Annotated in this window: 11 protein-coding genes; 3 read left to right on the top strand and 8 right to left on the bottom strand. The window is 62.7% G+C overall.

Features of this window, described 5'->3' with window-relative positions; all coding sequences use genetic code 11:
- Window positions 1-2: 2 nt before the first annotated feature.
- Window positions 3-2,117: a penicillin-binding protein 1C gene (gene pbpC / locus PZ897_RS12425; protein WP_275752613.1), complete on the bottom strand. Its 2,115-nt coding sequence runs from the start codon at window positions 2,115-2,117 to the stop codon at window positions 3-5.
- Window positions 2,114-7,567, bottom strand: coding sequence for an alpha-2-macroglobulin family protein (locus tag PZ897_RS12420; RefSeq protein WP_275752612.1), 5,454 nt, complete (start codon window positions 7,565-7,567; stop codon window positions 2,114-2,116). The genes pbpC and PZ897_RS12420 overlap by 4 nt, the downstream gene beginning before the upstream one ends.
- Before the next feature lie 364 nt (window positions 7,568-7,931).
- On the opposite strand from PZ897_RS12420, the gene PZ897_RS12415 reads away from it, so the two are divergent.
- Window positions 7,932-8,306: a metalloregulator ArsR/SmtB family transcription factor gene (locus PZ897_RS12415; RefSeq protein ID WP_275752611.1), complete on the top strand. Its 375-nt coding sequence runs from the start codon at window positions 7,932-7,934 to the stop codon at window positions 8,304-8,306.
- Between the two features lie 109 nt (window positions 8,307-8,415).
- Here PZ897_RS12415 and hemA read toward each other — a convergent pair whose 3' ends face one another.
- Window positions 8,416-9,633 carry a 5-aminolevulinate synthase gene (hemA, locus tag PZ897_RS12410; RefSeq protein WP_275752610.1) on the bottom strand — a complete coding sequence of 406 codons (1,218 nt, stop codon included), beginning with the start codon at window positions 9,631-9,633 and terminating at the stop codon, window positions 8,416-8,418.
- A 188-nt stretch (window positions 9,634-9,821) separates the two neighbouring features.
- Entirely contained in the window at window positions 9,822-11,198 is a 1,377-nt protein-coding gene (locus PZ897_RS12405) for a glutamine synthetase family protein (RefSeq protein WP_275752608.1), read from the bottom strand.
- 249 nt (window positions 11,199-11,447) lie between these two features.
- On the opposite strand from PZ897_RS12405, the gene PZ897_RS12400 reads away from it, so the two are divergent.
- Both PZ897_RS12400 and PZ897_RS12395 read left to right on the top strand, forming a co-directional pair.
- Window positions 11,448-12,836: an aspartate aminotransferase family protein gene (locus tag PZ897_RS12400; RefSeq protein WP_275752607.1), complete on the top strand. Its 1,389-nt coding sequence runs from the start codon at window positions 11,448-11,450 to the stop codon at window positions 12,834-12,836.
- 107 nt (window positions 12,837-12,943) lie between these two features.
- The gene (locus PZ897_RS12395) at window positions 12,944-14,059 is read left to right on the top strand and encodes an acyltransferase (RefSeq protein ID WP_275752606.1); all 1,116 of its coding nucleotides are present in this window, start codon (window positions 12,944-12,946) and stop codon (window positions 14,057-14,059) included.
- Window positions 14,060-14,137: 78 nt separating this feature from the next.
- Here the strand turns inward: PZ897_RS12395 and PZ897_RS12390 are convergent, their stop codons facing one another.
- Genes PZ897_RS12390 through PZ897_RS12375 form a run of 4 tightly spaced genes read right to left on the bottom strand, consistent with a single transcriptional unit; the run spans window position 14,138 to window position 18,807 of the window.
- Entirely contained in the window at window positions 14,138-15,217 is a 1,080-nt protein-coding gene (locus PZ897_RS12390) for a BMP family ABC transporter substrate-binding protein (protein ID WP_275752605.1), read from the bottom strand.
- A 50-nt stretch (window positions 15,218-15,267) separates the two neighbouring features.
- Window positions 15,268-16,188 carry an ABC transporter permease gene (locus PZ897_RS12385; RefSeq protein WP_275752604.1) on the bottom strand — a complete coding sequence of 307 codons (921 nt, stop codon included), beginning with the start codon at window positions 16,186-16,188 and terminating at the stop codon, window positions 15,268-15,270.
- A complete protein-coding gene (locus PZ897_RS12380; RefSeq protein WP_275752603.1) occupies window positions 16,188-17,273 on the bottom strand; it encodes an ABC transporter permease in 1,086 nt (361 codons plus the stop codon). Before PZ897_RS12380 ends, PZ897_RS12385 begins: the two co-directional genes overlap by 1 nt.
- A complete protein-coding gene (locus PZ897_RS12375; protein ID WP_275752692.1) occupies window positions 17,263-18,807 on the bottom strand; it encodes an ABC transporter ATP-binding protein in 1,545 nt (514 codons plus the stop codon). The genes PZ897_RS12380 and PZ897_RS12375 overlap by 11 nt, the downstream gene beginning before the upstream one ends.
- Window positions 18,808-18,852 lie beyond the last annotated feature (45 nt).

Raw genomic sequence — 18,852 nt, 5'->3', positions numbered from 1 at the left:
GTTCAATTGCCGTCGATGAACACGCTGACGCTCGCTGCCCGTCCGGCCGAATCCATGACCGTCAGGGTTGATGCACCGGCGCTGTCCGGAATCCAGTTCAAGACCCGCCTGCGGACCGGCTTGGGCAGGGCTTGGCCATTGGCGATCAGCCGGTAGGGGGCCGACCCGCCCTGAAGCTTGATCACCAGCGGCATCAGCGGGCCTGCGCCGCGCGCGCCGAGCGCCACACGCGCCCCTTGCGGCGGGTAGACAATTTGCGGCGGCATCGATCCATCGGCTGCAACCATGCTGGGGGCCTCATCGCGGCTTCTGTATTTGCGCAAGGCATAGGGCAATCCACCCTGCGGCCGCTGCATCAGACCTGCTGGCGGCGGGGCAAATTCGACCCGGTCCAGCCCCGAGCGGGCAAAGGCCTCAAACAGCAGCGGCGCGGCGGTCTCGAGTCCCGACAGGCCCGGAACCGGGGCTGCATCGGGACGCCCGACCCAGACGCCGAGCACATGACGGCCGTCAAAGCCAATCGCCCAGGCATCGCGGTAGCCGTAGGACGTGCCGGTCTTGTAGGCGATGGCCATGCGCGGCGCGCCCTGCGGGGCTGCCACGCCGGACAGGATGTCGGTCACGCGCCAGCCGGCCTCTGCTGTCATCACCGGGTGCTCCAGCGGTCTTGCTTCGCTCCGGTCCGACCCGTCGCGCAACCGCTGTGCGGTGCCGCGGCCGGCAAAGGCCGTGTAGAGCTGAACCAGGTCACGCAGGCTTAACCCGGCCCCGCCGAGACCAATGGCCAGGCCGGGTGCGCCACCGGGCGGCAGTTGCAGTTCAGCCCCGCCCCGCCGCAGACGCGCCAGCAGCCGCTGCGGCCCGACCGCCTCGAGCAGCCGCACTGCCGGGACGTTGAGCGAATACTGCAGCGCCAGGCGGACACTTACCTCACCCATGTAGCCGCGGTCGAAATTGCGTGGCCGGTAGCCGGCAAAATCCGCAGGCGTGTCATCGATCAGGGTTTCGGGCGCGATGATGGCGTCTTCGAAGGCCAGGCCATAGATGAACGGCTTGAGAGCCGAGCCGGGCGAGCGCACCGCACGGGTCATGTCGATGGCGCCGGCGCGCGCGGCATCGAGGTGACCGGTCGAGCCGACACTGGCGAGAATATCACCGGTTCTGCCATCCGCCAGCACCATGGCCAAGGACTGCCGCGGGCCAAGCCGCGCCGCAGTTTCCGTGGCCAACGATTCCAGCCGCTGCTGGATGCCGCCGTCCAGTGTCAGCGCAATCATTTGCGGACCGGAATCGTCCGAAACCGCGGCATCTGCCGTGTGCGCTGCCAGATCGGGCAAGGCCAGCCGATGATGGGGAACCGGTGCCGCCGAGGCGCGATCGATCTCGCTTGCCGGGATCAGCTCGGCCTCGCCCATGCGGGCAAGCACCCGGTTGCGGGCTGCGCGCGCCTGCGCATGCTGCCGGTCCGGGCGCCGGCTTTCGGGCGATTGCGGCAGCGCCACCAGCAAGGCTGATTGCGAAAGCGTGAGCTTTTTCGGCTCCTTGCCGAACCAGGCAAGGCTTGCCGCCCGCACCCCTTCGAGGTTTCCGCCATAAGGCGCCAATGTCAGGTAGAGCGTCAGGATCTCGTCCTTGCCCAGCCGTCGCTCGATTTGCAGCGCCCGCGCCATTTGCCGCAACTTGGCTGTGACAGAGCGTTGGCTCCGCGGCTCGATCAGCCGCGCGACCTGCATGGTGATGGTCGAGCCGCCGGAGACAATGCGTCCGCCATTGCGCAGCAATTGCACGGCAGCCCGCGCCAGCGCCCAGGGATCCACCCCCCAGTGGGAGCGGAACCGGCGGTCCTCATAGGCAACCAGCATGCGGATGTAATCCGGATCAACCGCTTCCAGCCTGACCGGCAACCGCCAGACACCGGTGTGTGTGGTGTAGGCGCGCAACAGCTCCCCATTGCGGTCCACCACCTCGCGCGACAGCTCCGAAGCCGCCGCCAGCGGCGGTGGAAAAGCACGGTCGGCGCGATCCAGCGCAAACAGTGCCAGTCCGGCCAAGCCCACAAGGGCAACCAGACCGCCAGCCGCCAGAGACAAGGCGCGGATGCGGCGCGGCGCGCTCATGGGGCGCCCAGAACCTCCAGAACACCCGTCGCCGTGCGAGCCGCCAGTTCAGGGCGGTACATGTCTTCAACCACCGCTGCCGGGTGGGCGTAGACCCCCGGCGTGACGGCGCGCACCACATAGGCGGCCACGAAATCCCGGTTCGATGTGCCGCCACGCTCGAACGCTGCCATGAACCGGTCGGAGCGGAATTCGGCATGGCTGGCCGAAACCTCGCCCAGCCAGGCGAAATTGCCGAGTTCGGCGCTGCCGACAAGCTGTGGATTGTCGATGACGAAACCTGCCGGCAACAGATCTGTGACAACCACCCGCGACGTCCAGGCATTGGCCTCGCGCATCTGCAACACCACGAGATAGCGTTCGTTCTGCCGGACCGTAGAGATCGACGCCGGTTCCCCCTCAAGCGTGTAGTAGCTGCGGGTGATAGAGAACCCTGCCCCGCCGGCACTGAGCGGCTGTACCGGCGCGGCAATCGTTGTCACCACCGCGTCCACGGGATCATCCCCCTGATTGACGATGGTCAGCGGATTGGCGGCAATCTCCTCGCCGCTCAGACGTGCATCATAGGCGCCGGCGAAGCTCCGGCCGTTGACATTGACCGATATCGAGCGATTGCCGGCCGTGATGGCCCGAGCGGCGAGCACCATCCATGCGTCTTCCTGGGTGCTGGTGGATTGCCGTGCGGTCTTGGCCGAACTGACGAACCGGATCAACTCCGGCACGATGCCTGGCGTCGGTGTTGATTCAGCCGCAAGCGCCAGCATCGCCGCGCCATCGCGCAGCGCCGAGCCGTAGTCTTCCCGCCCGCCGATCAGGCTTGCCGTCGACAGGGCGTGTTCATAGGCGGACCGGAAACTCTGCGCTGCCCGCTGCGGATCGCCATAGAGCGAAAGCGCCGCGCCGATCTGCGCGCGCGCCAGCGGTTGGGCGAACGCGTTGATCTGACTGTCGGAATAGTATCGCAGGTCTGTTGCCGCGGCCTTGCGGTTGCGTGCCAGCACGTAGAGCGCATAGGCAATGCCGCTGCCCTCGGCGCTCACATCGGTGGTGTAGGCCAGGGTGTTCTGCAGATTGTCGAGGGCCAGGCGGCTCGCCACCGGCGGAACCGAAAACCCCTTCTCGGCGGCACGGGTCAGAAAATCGGTGACATAGGCGTCGAGCCAGAGGTCGCCTGAACCCGGGCCCCACAGTCCGAAACTGCCCGATGCCGATTGATAGGCCACAAGACGGGTGATGGCGTCGTCAATCCGCTTGCGCACCGTGGTCGCGTCTTCGCCGCTGCCGGACTCGCCAAGCTCGCTCAGATACAGAAGCGGCAGCGCCCGGCTCGTCGTCTGCTCGGCGCATCCATAGGGGTAGCGGTCGAGCGCCATCAGCAGTGAGGCCACATCGAAGGCTGCATGGCGGGTAACACCGACGGTGACCGAGGCGCCGTCGAGCAGGCTGTCGGCCAGCAACTCGCCATCGATCCGCAAGGTGCCTCCGTTGCCGGCCAGGCTGATGATGCGCCTGGTCGTCACCGGCATGGCCGCCGGCCGCACGGTGAGGATCTCTTCACGGTCCAGTGCCAAGCCATCGGGACCGGTGAGCGCCACCGTGAGGGTGTCTGCGCCGTTTCTGAGCCCTTCAAGTGGCAGCACCAGACTGCTTCGGGCGCCGGCCTGCAGATTGACCGTCTGGCGCAAGCCGTTGCCGCTGTTGACGCGGCCCGACGCTGTGAACACCTCAACCGCATAGTCTCCGGCGGGGCCGTCGGTATTGGCCAGGTCAATCAGGATCTGCGACCGGTCCCCCGGAGCCAGAAACTGCGGCAGACTGGCGGTGATGACAACCGGATCGCGAATGATCACGTCCTTGCTGGCATGGCCCAGCGCGCCGCCACTCCAGGCCACCACATTGACCCGCACCGTGCCGTTGAACTGCGGCATGTCGAATGTGACGCTTGCCGTGCCGTCCGCCGAGACCTCGACCGGACCTTCGAAAAACGCCACCAGTTGTTCGCGTGGCGGGCTGCCTTCCGACCGCATCATGGCGCCATCGCCGCCCGAACGGATGCGCCCGCTCACGCCAGCCGATCCGTCGATCAGCCGGCCGTAGATATCGCGGATTTCAAGACCCAGTGCCCGCTGGCCGAAATACCAGGCTTCCGGATCTGCCACGGTGTGGCGGGTCAGGTTGAGAATGCCGACATCGACCGCCGACACGGTGAGATAAGCCGTATCGCCTGCGCTCAAACCGGCAAGGCGGACCGGGACCGTGAAGGCGGTGCGCGGCCGGGCCTGATCAGGCAGATCGAGCGAGACGGAGATCTGCCGGGCCTGCGGATTAACCGCGAGCCATTTGACCCCAATCGCCCGCATCGGCATGCGCGACTGCGCGTCGCCGGGCCGGTAGAGCGTCGCCGTCACATAGGCCCCCGCGCCCCAGTCCTCGGTCACCGGCAGCTCCAGCGTGGCGCCAGCTTCGCCGACAGGTGCCGTTAGGGTTTCGATCAGCCGTTCCGAGCCGACCGTGATCAGGGCCTGACCGGCAAAGCGCGGAGAAATCCGCAGCCGTGCGATCTCGCCCACCTTGTAGCGGTCCTTGTCGAACGCGATCTCCAGACCGTCCGGCGTCTCGATCGACTTGGCTTCGACATGCCAGCCGGCGTCAAACAGCACGCTGGTTTCGGCGCCATCGTCGCCAATGATGTCGAGGCGGTAGCGCCCCCACTCGACATTTGCGGCGATGCTGGCGGGCGTATCAGAGCCGATATCGATCCGTCCGTCTGCAACTTCGGTGGTGAAATCAACCACTTCATAGTTCCAGGAATTTCCCTGGCGGTACCACTGGTAATTGCGTTCGACCTTGACCAGCGACCATGAGGCAGCGGGCATGGCGATGCGCTGGCCCTCTGCATCGATGGCGATGACCCGGAAACCGGCCTCGCTGCTTTCCGCCACCTGGCCGTCTTCAAACTGCGGATTGACGCCGATGCGCGGACCCTGTGTCGCCACCTTGAGATCCACGGACCGCTCCACCGCCCGGCCGCCGCCTTCGGCAGCACGGATGGTCACATGAGCCGACACAAACTGCGTGGTTTCGGGCAAGGCGCCCACATCGACCGTGACGATTGCCTTGCCGGCGGCATCAAGCGGCTCAAGATCCTCAAGCGCAATGCGCGCATTCTCGAACTCTTCGTCGGCCAGGCCGAACTCATAGCCGGGAAACGCTGCCAGCGCCCGTGTGCGGCTGAGCAGGATTTCCCCTTCGGTGACCAGCCCGCCGGCTGGTGCGCCATAGAGATAGCGCCCGGTGACTTCAATCTCGGCCGGTGCGTCCGGACTTACGGTCGCATTTCCCGCATCAAGCTCGATTTCCATGCGGTCGGGCTGAAAGTCCTCGACCAGGAAGGACACTTCCGCGATCGACGGCCGCTTCGGATCTGTGTGCAGCGCCGCGCGCCAGGCCCCGTGCATGGCATTGTCGGGAAGCGCCAGCGCCAAAGCATGCCCGCCCAGCGCCGCGCCATCGGAGACGATGCGCCGGTCCTCGACCCCATCGGGCCGCTGCAGGATCAGGGTCAGCGGCAGATCGGTCAGGGCCGCGGCCTTGCCGTCACGGGCCAGCGCCGACAGGTGCACGGTTTCACCGGCGCGGTAGATGCCGCGCTCGGTCCAGGCCATGACATCGACACCGCCGGATGACGGCCTGCCGGCAACACCCCGATCCGACAGGTCAAAGCCGCCGCGGGTCAGGTCGAGGAAGACAAAATCGCCATCGGGCCCGGTGGCCAGAAGGGCGGCGGGCGCAAGCCCCGCCTGCCCGCGAATGAGGCCCGGCTGGAACGTCGCACGGCCATCGGCATCCGTGACTGACTGGCCGAGAATCTCATTGTTGCGGGCAAGCAGCGTCAGCGAGACCGAACCCAACGGCTGGGCGGACTCGAGCGATCGCAGGAACACCGACAAGCCGTCCTCGCCGGCGAAGGTGCTCAGCCCGATGTCGGAAATGACGAACCATTGCGTCGCCTGCGCCTCCCAGTTCTCGGCCTTGTCGCCAAGCGGTCGCGCAGTCATCACATACACGCCGGGCTCTCGGTGCGGCAGCACGGTGTCGATGGGAATGCTGGTGGTCACTTCGCGGTTGGGCTCGTTGACCACATCGATGGCGCCTTCCCACACGGCTTCGCCAACATCCTGCGAGAGTTGATCAAGCGAGTAGCTGTCGAGTTGCCGGAGAAAATCCGAGCGGGTGATGATCTGGGACAACGCCCGATCACCGACACGGTAGAGTTTCAGGTCAGCCGAGGGTGTATTGATGGTGATCAGCGGAAGACCGAGGCGGGATTTGGCCGGAAGGACGAAACTGGAGCCGCTGAATCGGGCCGCAGGCGTCCGGTCGCGCACGTAGAGCGACAACTGCACCGGCGCCTCCAGCACCTCGTCGACCGATGACGGCAGACCCTGGCGCAACACCAGGCGGTAGCGCTGGCCATGGTTGAGCCCGTTGACACAGATCTGGCGGTCATCGGTTTCGATGGCAATGTCAGTGGCGCCGTCAATGGAGACAAAGCCGGAATAATCCAGGCCCTTGACCAGTTCCTCTGAAAACTGGACGCACACCCGCGGCGTCTCGCTGTCGGCGTCGATGGAATTGTCCACCACGCGAAAGCCATGGGTGTCGCGCAAAGCGTCATAGGCCATGCGCAGCGCCGGAACCTCGCGCAGGGCAAGGCTTGCCCGGTAGGCTGACAGCGCCGGCCGCCAGTTCTGGACACCCTGCAGCGCTTCGGCCAGCACGGCCAGAGCGTCCGCGCGCGTGACCTGGGTTCGCGAGGTCTGATGGGCGATGATGGCGGCGGAAACCGCGACCGAGCGAAAGCTTCGCTGCGAAGTGGTATCGGCCGGCGTGAAGGCGCGTGCCGCGCGCGACAGCTCGGCCCAGACAGAACTTTGATCCGGCGCGGCCGCGGCAGCGGCGCCAAAATTGCGGATCGCGGCTTCCATGTCGCCCACGGCCATCGAGGCTTCTGCCAGACGCACAAGCGTGTTTACACCGAAACTGTTTTCGGCAGACGTGCGTCCAAGCAGCCGCTCGCGATAGTTACGGGCTTCATCGAGCAGAGACGCGGGTACGAAGGCAAGGTCTGGTGCGGCGCCGAGATCAGGTTCTCCGCCGACGACCACCCTGCCCGCCACAGCGCCCTGAAAAGGGTTGATCGCATTGTAATCCGACTTGAGAAAGCACCATCCGGCTTTGACATTGTAGGTGAAGGCACGGCATTGCCTGTCCCCGAGACACTCGGCCTTGCACTCGTCAAGCCCGAGGTTCTGAACGGTTCGAAGATCGAAGCCGAAGTAGTCCGCATTGTCCGTCGTTTCGATGCGGCGGCTGCCGTCCTGAGCCAACGCTGGCACCGCAAGAATCAGAATGCAGATGAACGACACAACCCGATTGAGTGCAGACATGGAACCTCCCGCGCCCTTTCCGAAATGGGCAAAACAAAAATCTATGCCTCGGGAACGCCGGCGGATGCGCATGCACGCTCTCGGGCTTCAGAATTTCAACCCAAGAGTAGAGCCGGGCAGTGGTTGCGAGCAAGGAGTTTTCAGCTTAGAAAGGCGAATTGAGGTGACACCGGCAGTAATGTCGATGACATTATTGCAAAACACCGCTCTCATCAGGTAGGAAAAGCATCCGGGTTGTGCGGCATCGCTCTGACAGAAGGGCTTGCGTCCGGGCGGGCGACTTTTGGACCGGCTGTCGAGATCCGGCCCGCTGTGTACGGTTTCGTCTCTTATATTGATAACACTGCATCGAGCATCGATTACAATGACATTGCCCCAGATCAAAGCTGACATGAACCCGGAGGAGATGAACCTGCTGCTGGTTCAGGCGCGCAAGGCAAGTGACTTGCTCAAGTCGCTGAGCCATGAAACGCGGCTGGTGATTCTGTGCATTCTTTCGGAAGGCGAGAAATCGGTGTCCGAACTGGAGGAAATCCTGGCCATGCCCCAGGCTGCCGTGTCGCAGCAACTGGCCCGGCTGCGTCTCGATGGCCTTGTCGACACCCGGCGCGAAGGCCGGATGATCTACTACTCGATCCTCAATCAGGAAGTCTCGTCGGTGATCGGCACGCTTTACTCGTTGTTTTGCGCGCCGGTGCGCGAACAGGCCGATGCTGCCGATCAAATGGTTCCGGACTGACCGGGATTTGCGCGCAATTCCATCCCGAAAAGACATCAACCCGACCAGGTTGGCCTGATCGGGTTGATGTCTGATTGCTCATAGTGTCTGCTGTGACAGAGGGAACGCCCTATGCGACGGCCCGCGCCAGTGCGCATTGTGACCACAGCTCGCTCAAAGCGCCCGCAAGATGTTCGATGTCCGCATCGGTGTGCATCGGCGTCGGCGTGATCCGCAGCCGTTCGGTCTTCACCGGCACAGTCGGGTAGTTGATCGGCTGGACATAGATGCCGTGGTTGTCCATCAGCACGTCAGAAATCCATTTGCACTTTGACGCGTTGCCGACCAGCACCGGAACAATGTGGCTCGGATTGGGCATGTGCGGAATCCCATGCGAATCCAGCGCCCGGCGCACCTTGGCGACGGCATCCTGATGCCGGCGGCGTTCCAGCTGGCTGGCCTTGAGATGGCGGATCGAGGCGGCGGCGCCCGCAGCAAGCGCCGGCGGCAAAGCCGTAGTGAAAATGAAACCGGAGGCAAAGCTGCGGACAAAATCGCACAGCGCGCGGGTTCCGGTGATGTAGCCACCCATGACTCCGAAGGCCTTGCCAAGCGTGCCTTCGATCACGCTTAGCCGGTGCATGATGCCCTCGCGCTCGGCAATGCCGCCGCCGCGAGGTCCGTACATGCCAACGGCATGAACTTCATCAAGATAGGTCATCGCGCCGAATTCGTCGGCCACATCGCAAAGCTTAGCGATCGGCGCCACGTCGCCATCCATCGAATAGACGCTTTCAAACGCCACCATCTTCGGCGCAGCCGGATCATCGAGCGCCATCAGGCGGCGCAGATCTTCCGGGTCATTGTGCTTGAAAATGCGCTTCTCGCAGCGCGCATGGCGAATTCCCTCAATCATCGAGGCGTGATTGAGCGCGTCGGAATAGACGATCATGCCCGGAATCTTGCCAGCCAGCGTCCCCAGAGATGCCCAGTTGGAGACATAACCCGAGGTGAAGATCAGAGCGTCTTCCTTGCCATGCAGGTCAGCGAGTTCGCTCTCCAGCCGCACATGATAATGCGTTGTGCCAGAAATGTTGCGCGTTCCGCCAGCTCCCGCGCCGCAGCGTTCGATTGCTTCGTTCATCGCTTCCGTGACGATGGGATTCTGCCCCATGCCAAGATAATCGTTGGAACACCAAACAGTTACGTCCTGCGTCGAGCCATCGGCGCGATGCCGTGTTGCCCGCGGAAACCCGCCGGCATGGCGCTCGATTTCGGCAAATACCCGGTAGTTTCCCGCCTCGTGCAGACCGCCGAGCTTTTCCTCAAAAAACGCTTCAAAATCCATGGTATTAGTCCTATGTGTCCCTTCCAACATGCGAAACATCAAGGCTGTCGTCAACCCAGAAACCGAACTCCGGGAGGCAGTCAAATGGTCGCACAGTCGCGCCATGCGGCGCCTTGTCCTGTGTCAAATTGCGCGCCCGGCAATTCCGCAAGGAAAAAGGCCGGACGCACATGATCGCAAGTCAGGCTTTACAGATAGGTCGACCTTTCCAACGGCGTAATCTCGTTGTCGAATGCCATCAGCTCCTCGCGCTTGATTTCCGCGAAAATCCGCTGCAAGTCCGCCCCGAACAGACGGCCGATAAAGTCCGATTTCTCGAAGTCCTCGATGGCATCGTCCATATCATCCGACAGTTGCGGCAGCGAAACCTTGTAGGCATTGCCCTCAACCGGCGGCGGCGGCAACTTGCCGTGTTCAAGTCCCTCGAGCATGCCGCCCAAGACACCGGCGAGAACAAAATAGGGGTTGGCGTCGGCACCCGACATGCGGTGCTCCAGCCGGCGCGCCTTGTCATCCGATGCCGGCACCCGGACCACGACCGAGCGGTTGTTGCGACCCCAGGCGATGCGGGTTGGGGCATAGGAACCAGGCTGCAGGCGCCGGTAGCCGTTGAAGCCCGGAATATAGAGCAGCAAGGTGTCCTTAAGTGTCTGCAACATGCCGGCGGCGGCATGCTGAAGCCGCAGATCGCCCTCTTCTCCGGAAAAGATGTTGTTTCCCTCCGAATCAAGAATGCTGGCGTGAACATGCATGCCGTTGCCCGGCCATTCCAGAAACGGCTTTGCCATGAATGTCGCGCGAAGCCCATGCTTGTGCGCGGTTTCCGAAATCAGCCGGCGCAACAGCACCGTATCGTCGGCTGCGGCCATGGCGTCGTCACGATGCTTGAGGTTGACCTCGAACTGACCGGGGGCTGCCTCCTTGATGATGGTGTCGATCGGCAATCCCTGAGCCACCGCCGCCGCCCGAATCTCGGCGAACAGATCGCTTTGTCCGCGCAATTCCGACAGCGAGTACATCTGCTGTTGATCCGGACCGGGTCCAAGGTCCTTGCCCATGCGTCCCGAACGCTGGAAGACCGCCGGATCGACGAGGTAGAACTCCAGTTCGAACGCCGTCACCGGGCGCAAGCCCTTGGCGGTGAACCGATCCAGCAGGCGCTGAAGCACATTGCGCGGATCGTATTCGCACGGTTCGCCGGTTTCCGTGTACATCGACATCAGAACCTGGGCGGATGGGCGGGGCGCCCATGGCGCCCGGTTGATGCGGCCCGGTATGGCACGGCAATAGCCGTCCGTGTCGCCGGTCTCGATATGAATGCCGGTGGCTTCCACTTCCCGGCCCCAGATGTCGAGTCCGAAGATCGACAGCGGCATGTTGATGCCGGGGTAGCCGGCCTTGCCCAGGGCCTCGGTCGGGCCCCATTTGCCGCGCATCACGCCATTGATGTCGGGAATGAGAAAATCGACCGATTCAATGTCCGGATTATCGGCCAGGAACCGCTCTGCTTCGTCATTGGTGGGAAGGATCTCGTCGTGTGTTTCCGAACTGGCGCTCTCGCGCATGATGTCACCATGTCCCTTCAGGACTTCAAGTTGCCACAAGTCAGTGCCGCATTCACCGAATGCAGAACGGACGTTATAGGCCGTTGAGCCGAAAGATGCACGTTGTCACTCGGGCTGGTCGCCGTGAGCGCGGGCTGCATCAGTCGGCCTTTGCGGCGGTTGTTTGCCGGAAAAATTTGTGCACACACTCCGATGAAGGTCAAATCGAATTCGTCTTGGCCCCCGTGAAAACCAGCCAGGAACAATGCAATGCGCGCCAACGTGTCTTCCCATGATCTCAAGGTTTCCGATCACAAGCACCATCTTCACCCCTTCACCGATCATGGCGCTCTGGAGATTGACGAAAGACGGGTGATTACGCGCGCCGACGGGGTCTGGCTGTGGGACACCGACGGCAACCGCATGCTCGATGGCATGGCGGGACTCTGGTGTGTCAATGTCGGTCATGGCCGCCAGGAGATTGTCGAGGCTGTCCGTGCCCAGATGAGCGAGTTGTCCTATTACAACACGTTTTTCAAGACCACGCATCCGCCGGTGATCGAACTGTCGAGCGTGCTGGCAGATCTGGCGCCTGACAACATCAACATGGTCATGTATGCGGGCTCGGGCTCGGAAGCCAACGACACCATCCTGCGCCTCGTGCGCACCTACTGGGCGCTACAGGGTCAGCCGGCCAAGAAAGTGGTGATCAGCCGCAAGAATGCCTATCACGGCTCCACCCTGGCCGGCGCCTCGCTCGGCGGCATGGGCCCCATGCACAGCCAGGGCGGACTGCCGATCCCGGACATCCATCACATCGACCAGCCCTACTGGTTCGGCGAGGGCATGATGACCGGCATGAGCGAGGACGAGTTCGGGCTTTGGGCAGCCCGCGAGCTCGACCGCGCCATCGAGACAATCGGCGAGGAAAATGTCGCCGCCTTCATCGCCGAGCCGATCCAGGGTGCGGGCGGCGTCATTGTTCCGCCCTCCACCTACTGGCCGGAGGTCAAGCGCATCCTCGAACGCCGCGACATCCTGTTCATTTCCGACGAAGTGATCTGCGGTTTCGGCCGCACAGGCGAATGGTTCGGCTCGGGTTACTACGACCTGAAGCCCGATCTGATGACGATCGCCAAGGGCCTGACGTCGGGCTATCTGCCCATGGGCGGCGTGCTGGTATCTGATGAAATTGCTGAAGTCCTGCACCGCAAGGGCGTCGAATTCTTCCACGGCTACACCTATTCCGGCCATCCGGCCTGCTGCGCCGCTGCCCTGACAAATCTCGCCATCATCAAGCGCGAAGGCCTGATCGCGCGCGTCCGCGACCATATCGGACCCTACTTTCAGAAGCGCTGGAAGGCGCTGGAGGATCATCCGCTTGTGGGCGAAGCCCGGATGATCGGCCTGTTCGGAGCGCTGGAACTGGTTCCTGACGAAAACAAGCTGATGAAACGGTTCGACAATGTCGGCAATGCCGGCATCATCACGCGGGATCATTCCTTGCGCAACGGACTGGTGATGCGCGCGGTGCGCGATTCGCTGATCATTTCGCCGCCGCTGAGCATCACCGAAGAGGAGGTCGATCACCTCGTGGCCACCGCCAGAAAAACGCTCGATGACGCGTGGGAGGATATCCGCAGGCAGCGGCTGGCCTGACCCGGTTGCCGACCGGATTTAACCTTTACGCTTAAGCTTAACACCGGGTTATCAGCCCCGGTTTCCCAATTTGCGCTAACCTCCCTGCACCTGCAAAGGAGATCAAGATGCGCAACACGCTATCGGCACACCGGTCACAGCAAAGCCGTCACCGCAACGGGTTGCTTGATTTGCTGCGGTTTTCCGCTGCCCTGATGCTGGTCATCTATCATTTCCTGTACCGCGGCGCCCGGGAGGGCGGGTATCTGGAACAGGGATTTGGCGCAGCGGGCAATGCCGTTTCGATGGGCTATCTCGGGGTCAATCTGTTTTTCATGATTTCCGGCTTCGTGATCATCTGGTCGGCAACCGGGCGCGACTGGTACGGGTTCTCGATCAGCCGTCTGGCGCGGCTTTATCCGGCGCATCTCGTCGCCATGACGATCACGTTCCTGACCATGGCCTGGTGGGCCCAGCCGCCTTTTGCCACCGACCTGTTCCAGTGGGTTGCAAATCTGACCATGCTGGCGCCGATGTTCGGCGCATCGTTCATGGACGGTGCCTATTGGTCGATCGTGCTTGAATTGATCTTTTATGGCTGGGTTGCGATCGGTTTGTTTTCCGGCGTTCTCCCGCGCCACACCGATACTGTGGCTGCGATCTGGATGGGGCTCGTCTTCGTCAATAATCTGGTCGTCGGCTCGCGGCCGGTCGAGCTCCTGTTGCTGACCGAATATGGCAGCTATTTCGCCCTGGGCGCGATGGTTTGGCGGATCTCGTCACTGGGGCCGAGCAGACTACGGCTGTGTGTCGCCGGATGTGCGCTGATCATGACCTTCCATGCCGCGGAAGTGCAGCGGCTTGATGTCATAGCCAGGCTTGGCGAAGCCTCCAGCGTGGAAATGGTGGCGTTGGCAAATGCTGCCATCGTGGCTCTGTTTCTGCTGGCCGCCGTGTTCGGTCGCCATATCAGGGCCGGAAGCTGGATTCTGGCGCTCGGCGGCATCAGCTACCCGCTCTATCTGGTCCATCAGAACGCCGGCTACATCCTGATCAACGCCACGGCACCGACAATCGGAAAATGGAGCGCCTTGGCGCTGGCTGTGATCCTGTCGCTTGGGGTGGCCTGGTGGATCTACACCAGGGTCGAGCCCGTCGGGCGCGCGCTGATTGGAATCCTGTTGACGCCGGCCGCGCGCTTTCTGCCGCGAACCCTGTCGCGTCATCCCGCGCCGGCCGAATAAGGCGGTTGGGGGGCAACAAGAAGGGGCGGCCCATGTAGCCGCCCCCGCCTTTGATTCAGGACTTCGGAAAGATCCGGCCTATTGCTGAAGCTGGTCGTCGATGCCCTTGACGTAGAAGTTCATGCCGGAAAGCGCGCCATCATCGGCGACTTCGCCCTCGGCCAGCCATTCGCTGCCGTCCTGCTTGGTGATCGGACCCGTGAACGGGTGGAACTCACCCGACGTGATGCTGGCTTCGGTTTCCTCAGCCATCGCTTTGACGTCATCGGGCATGTTGGTGTAGTCGGCCATGACAACGTGACCATCTGCCATGCCGCCCCAGGTCGCGCTCTGCTCCCAGGTTCCATCAAGCACTGCGGAAATCCGCTCGAGATAGTAAGGGCCCCATTCATCGACGATGGCCGTCAGCTGGGTTTCCTTGCCGAAATTGTACATGTTGGAGGCCTGGCCGAAAGCCAGGGCGCCCCGCTCGGCGGCAACCTGCATCGGCGCTGTGGAATCGGTGTGCTGGGTGAGGATATCCGCACCCTGGTCCAGCAGGGCCTTGGCTGCGTCGGCTTCCTTGCCTGGATCGAACCAGGTGTTGGACCAGATCACCTTGACCTTGAAATCCGGATCGATCGACTGCGCGCCGAGCATGAACGAGTTGATGCCCTGGATCACTTCCGGGATCGGGAAGGAGCCGATGTAGCCCGCGGTGCCGACCTTGGACATTTTTGCCGCGATCTGGCCGAGGACATAACGGCCTTCGTAAAAGCGGGAATCATAGGTGGCGACATTCGGGTGCTCACGCTTGTAGCCGGTGGCGTGTTCAAACTTCACATCCGGAAAGTCCTTGGCGACCTTGTTGGTCTGATCCATGTAACCGAAGGAGGTGGTGAAGATGATGTTGCAGCCTGAGCGGGCGAAGCGCTCGATGGCACGTTCGGCGTCTGCACCTTCCGGCACGCTCTCGAGATAGGCTGTCTCGATCTTGTCGCCGAGCTGCTCAACCACATACTGGCGGCCCTGATCGTGCTGATAGGACCAGCCGAAATCGCCGACCGGGCCGACATAGATAAAGCAGGCCTTGACCTTGTCCATGCCCTGGGCACTGGCCGGAACGGCGATGCCAGCGAGCGCTGTGGCCGCGGCAAGGAGGAAAAAAGTCTTTTTCATTGGGTTCACCCTGTCTGGTTGGTTGTTGACATTATGCCGGGGAAATTTGCCTACCTTTCCGGCACAAAGGATTTGCCGAGCGAAGCCGGCGTGTTGATGAGCGTCATCCTGCGATTCAACGATATGATTACCAGTACCGCAATGGTGGCGAGGTAGGGAAGAGCTGACAGGAACTGGGACGAAATTCCAAGCCCCAATGCCTGCGCGTGCAACTGTCCGATCGAGACTGCGCCGAACAGGTAGGCGCCGGCCAGCGCCCTGCTCGGCCGCCAGGAGGCAAACACCACAAGAGCCAGCGCGATCCAGCCGCGGCCGGCGGTCATGTTCTCAACCCATTGCGGGGTGTAGACGATCGACAGATGCGCGCCGGCCAGACCAGCACAGGCGCCGCCGAACATGACTGCGAGATAGCGCGCACGCACGACCTTGACGCCCAATGCATGCGCCGAGGAATGACTGTCCCCGATGGCGCGCAGGCGAAGTCCGGCGCGGCTCTTGAACAGGAACCAGTTGACCCCGACAACCGCGACAATCGAGGTGTAGAAAATCGGATCCTGGTCGAACAGCAGCCGGCCAAAGAACGGGATGTCAGACAGCAGCGGAATCTCGATCGTGGCGAGCTTCAGCCCGGGAAGCCCGATGAAGGATTCACCGATCATGCCTGACAATCCGAGCCCGAGGATCGTCAGTGCGAGCCCGGTGGCCACCTGATTGGCGACCAGTGTCAAGGTCAGGAATCCGAACAGGACGGAAAACACCATGCCCGCGAGCAGACCGGCAATGGCGCCCAGTCCCGCTGATCCCGTCAACTGGGCCACCGCGAAGGCTGTGACGGCGCCCATCACCATCATGCCTTCGACCCCGAGATTGAGCACGCCGGACCGTTCCACCACCAGTTCCCCGATTGCTGCCAGCAGCAGCGGGGTTGCGGCGGTCATGATCGTCAGGATGATTGCCTGGGTCATGTCCATCAGGCGGCACTCCCTTTATGCGCGGTTCCGAGCACCAGCCGGATACGGTAGTGGATCAGCGTGTCGCAGCCCAGTACGAAGAACAACAGCAGGCCCTGGAACAGGCGCGTCACCTTGTCGGTGATGCCGATCGAGATCTGTGCCGCCTCGCCGCCGAGATAGGTCAGCGCCAGGATCAGGCCCGCGGCGACGATGCCGAGCGGATTGAGCCGGCCGAGAAACGCCACGATGATGGCAGTGAAGCCGTAGCCGGGCGAAATCACCGGTCGCAATTGGCCAATGGCCCCGGACACTTCCGAGATGCCCGCAAGCCCTGCCAGTGCGCCTGACAGCAGAAACGCGAAATACACCATCTTCTTGTCGGAGAAGCCGGCAAACCGCCCTGCCCGCGCCGACTGACCCAGCACGGTTATTTCAAATCCCTTGAGTGTGCGGCGCATGACGAACCACAGCACCAGCGCCGCGATCAGCGCAAAACCAAACCCCCAATGGGCCTTGCCGGTCTCGATGATCCGCGGCAGCACGGCGTAGTCGCCGAAATTGCGGGTTTCGGGAAAGTTGAAGCCTTCCGGATTGCGCCACGGCCCGCGAACGGTCCAGTCGAGCAGCAATTGCGCCACATAGACCAGCATCAGGCTGGTCAGGATCTCGTTTGTGTTCAGTCTCGCCTTGAGAAAAGCGGGGATTGCCGCATAGGCTGCCCCGCCGATCATGGCAAAGATCAGCATCAGCGGCAGCACCAGCGGCGATTCCCAGCCATGAAATACCACCGGCAGAACAGAACCAACCAGGGCGCCGATGATGAATTGGCCTTCGGCGCCGATGTTCCAGTTGTTGGAGCGGTAGCAGACCGAAAGGCCGACAGCGATCAGGATCAGCGGTGCCGCCTTGATCGCCAGTTCATGCAGCGACCAGACTTCAGTCAGAGGCTCGATGAAGAAGCTGTAAAGCGCCTTCACCGGATCCTTGCCCAGAAACAGAAACAGGATGACGCCTGCAATCAGGGTCAATCCCAGCGCGATAAAGGGAGACAGAATCGAAAACAGCGAGGACAGGCTGTCGCGCTTTTTCAGTTCAATGCGCATGGAGAGCCTCCGCATCAGCTTCGCCGGTTCCATCGTGGAAGCCACCCATCAGCAGACCTATCCGTTCGCGGGTCATCGACGCCGCAGGTTGAGGAGCAGACAGCCGTCCTTCATTGATGACGGCAATGCGGCTCGCAATTTCAAAGACTTCATCGAGATCCTGGCTGATCACAACCACCGCCGAGCCGCTTTTTGCCAGATCGATCAGAGCCTGCCGGATGCGGCTTGCAGCGCCGGCGTCAACACCCCAGGTCGGTTGATTGACCACCAGCACGATCGGCTGACGATCCAGTTCGCGCCCGACAATGAATTTTTGCAGATTGCCCCCGGACAAGGAGCCTGCCGCCGGGTCATCGCCGGACTTGCGGACATCCATCACCCCGCAAATGCGTTTGGCGGCCATGGCCACCGCCTCGGTGTTGATCAGACCCATAGGGCCGCCCGACAGAAAGGCCGAGCGATCGGAGGTGTGGCGTGAGAGCACAAGATTGGCCGTCAGCGGCATTTCGGTGACAGCAGCATGGCCGTGGCGCTCTTCCGGCACGAAGCCGCATCCCATCAGCCGCCGTTCGGTGATGCCCTTGCGCCCGACCGCCTGGCCGCTGATCCGGATCGCCTCGGCATCACTGACCAGGTCCTCGCCCGAGAGAACGTCGAACAATTCGCTCTGGCCGTTGCCGGCAACGCCCGCAATGGCAACCACTTCGCCCGCCTGGACGGACAGGTTGATCCCGCTCAACGTCACCGCAAAGGGCGACCGCGCCGGCGCGCTCAGATCCTTGACCTCAATCAGCAGCTTGCCCGGCTTGCCAAGACCGGCGCCGGAGATTTGAGCCACTTCGCCGCCGACCATCATGCGCGCCAGCGACGAGGGCGTTTCCTGCCGCGGGTCGCAGGCGCCGGTGACCTTGCCGTGACGCAGGACCGTGGCCCGGTCGCAAATCCGCTGGACCTCCTCCAGCCGGTGGCTGATATAGAGCACAGAACGCCCTTCCGCCTTCAACTTGGCCAGGGTCTCGAACAGCTTGTCGGCTTCCTGAGGCGTCAGCACGGAGGTGGGCTCGTCCAGGATGATCAGTTCCGGATTCTGCAGCAAGGCACGCACGATCTCGATGCGCTGCCGTTCGCCGACCGACAGGTCCGCAACATGGGCGGAAGGATCAAGCGGCAGGCCGTATTCGAGCGACAGCCGCCGCGCCTCCTCCGAGATCCGGTCGATCGGAACATTGCCATCCAGCGCCAGCGCGATGTTTTCCGCAACCGTCAGCGCCTCAAACAGCGAAAAGTGCTGGAATACCATGCCAATTCCGGTGGCCCGCGCCTGACCCGGACTGCCGATGCTGACCGGTTTTCCCTTCCAGAGGATCTGACCGCCGCTGGGATCGAGCACCCCGAACAGCATCTTGACCAGCGTGGACTTTCCAGCTCCGTTTTCGCCAAGCAGCGCATGAACCTCGCCGGGCGCTATGGCGAGGTCGATGCCGTCGCAAGCCCGCAGGCTTCCGAAAATCTTCGTCAGCCCTCTTGTTTCCAAAAGCGGTGTTTTGGTTTCCTGGTCTTTCACGTCACCCCCTGAACT

This window comes from Hoeflea sp. YIM 152468, assembly GCF_029210485.1.
Classification (GTDB): Bacteria; Pseudomonadota; Alphaproteobacteria; order Rhizobiales; family Rhizobiaceae; genus Hoeflea.
The sequence above is the reverse complement of the archived record's forward strand: the minus strand, read 5'-3'. Positions and strand labels throughout refer to the sequence as shown.

What these genes read in the sequence shown, in the direction of transcription:
- pbpC (WP_275752613.1), bottom strand. Translation starts at nt 2,117, where the DNA reads ATGAGCGCGCCGCGCCGCATCCGCGCCTTGTCTCTGGCGGCTGGCGGT.
- PZ897_RS12420 (WP_275752612.1), bottom strand. Translation starts at nt 7,567, where the DNA reads ATGTCTGCACTCAATCGGGTTGTGTCGTTCATCTGCATTCTGATTCTT.
- PZ897_RS12415 (WP_275752611.1), top strand. Translation starts at nt 7,932, where the DNA reads ATGACATTGCCCCAGATCAAAGCTGACATGAACCCGGAGGAGATGAAC.
- hemA (WP_275752610.1), bottom strand. Translation starts at nt 9,633, where the DNA reads ATGGATTTTGAAGCGTTTTTTGAGGAAAAGCTCGGCGGTCTGCACGAG.
- PZ897_RS12405 (WP_275752608.1), bottom strand. Translation starts at nt 11,198, where the DNA reads ATGCGCGAGAGCGCCAGTTCGGAAACACACGACGAGATCCTTCCCACC.
- PZ897_RS12400 (WP_275752607.1), top strand. Translation starts at nt 11,448, where the DNA reads ATGCGCGCCAACGTGTCTTCCCATGATCTCAAGGTTTCCGATCACAAG.
- PZ897_RS12395 (WP_275752606.1), top strand. Translation starts at nt 12,944, where the DNA reads ATGCGCAACACGCTATCGGCACACCGGTCACAGCAAAGCCGTCACCGC.
- PZ897_RS12390 (WP_275752605.1), bottom strand. Translation starts at nt 15,217, where the DNA reads ATGAAAAAGACTTTTTTCCTCCTTGCCGCGGCCACAGCGCTCGCTGGC.
- PZ897_RS12385 (WP_275752604.1), bottom strand. Translation starts at nt 16,188, where the DNA reads ATGGACATGACCCAGGCAATCATCCTGACGATCATGACCGCCGCAACC.
- PZ897_RS12380 (WP_275752603.1), bottom strand. Translation starts at nt 17,273, where the DNA reads ATGCGCATTGAACTGAAAAAGCGCGACAGCCTGTCCTCGCTGTTTTCG.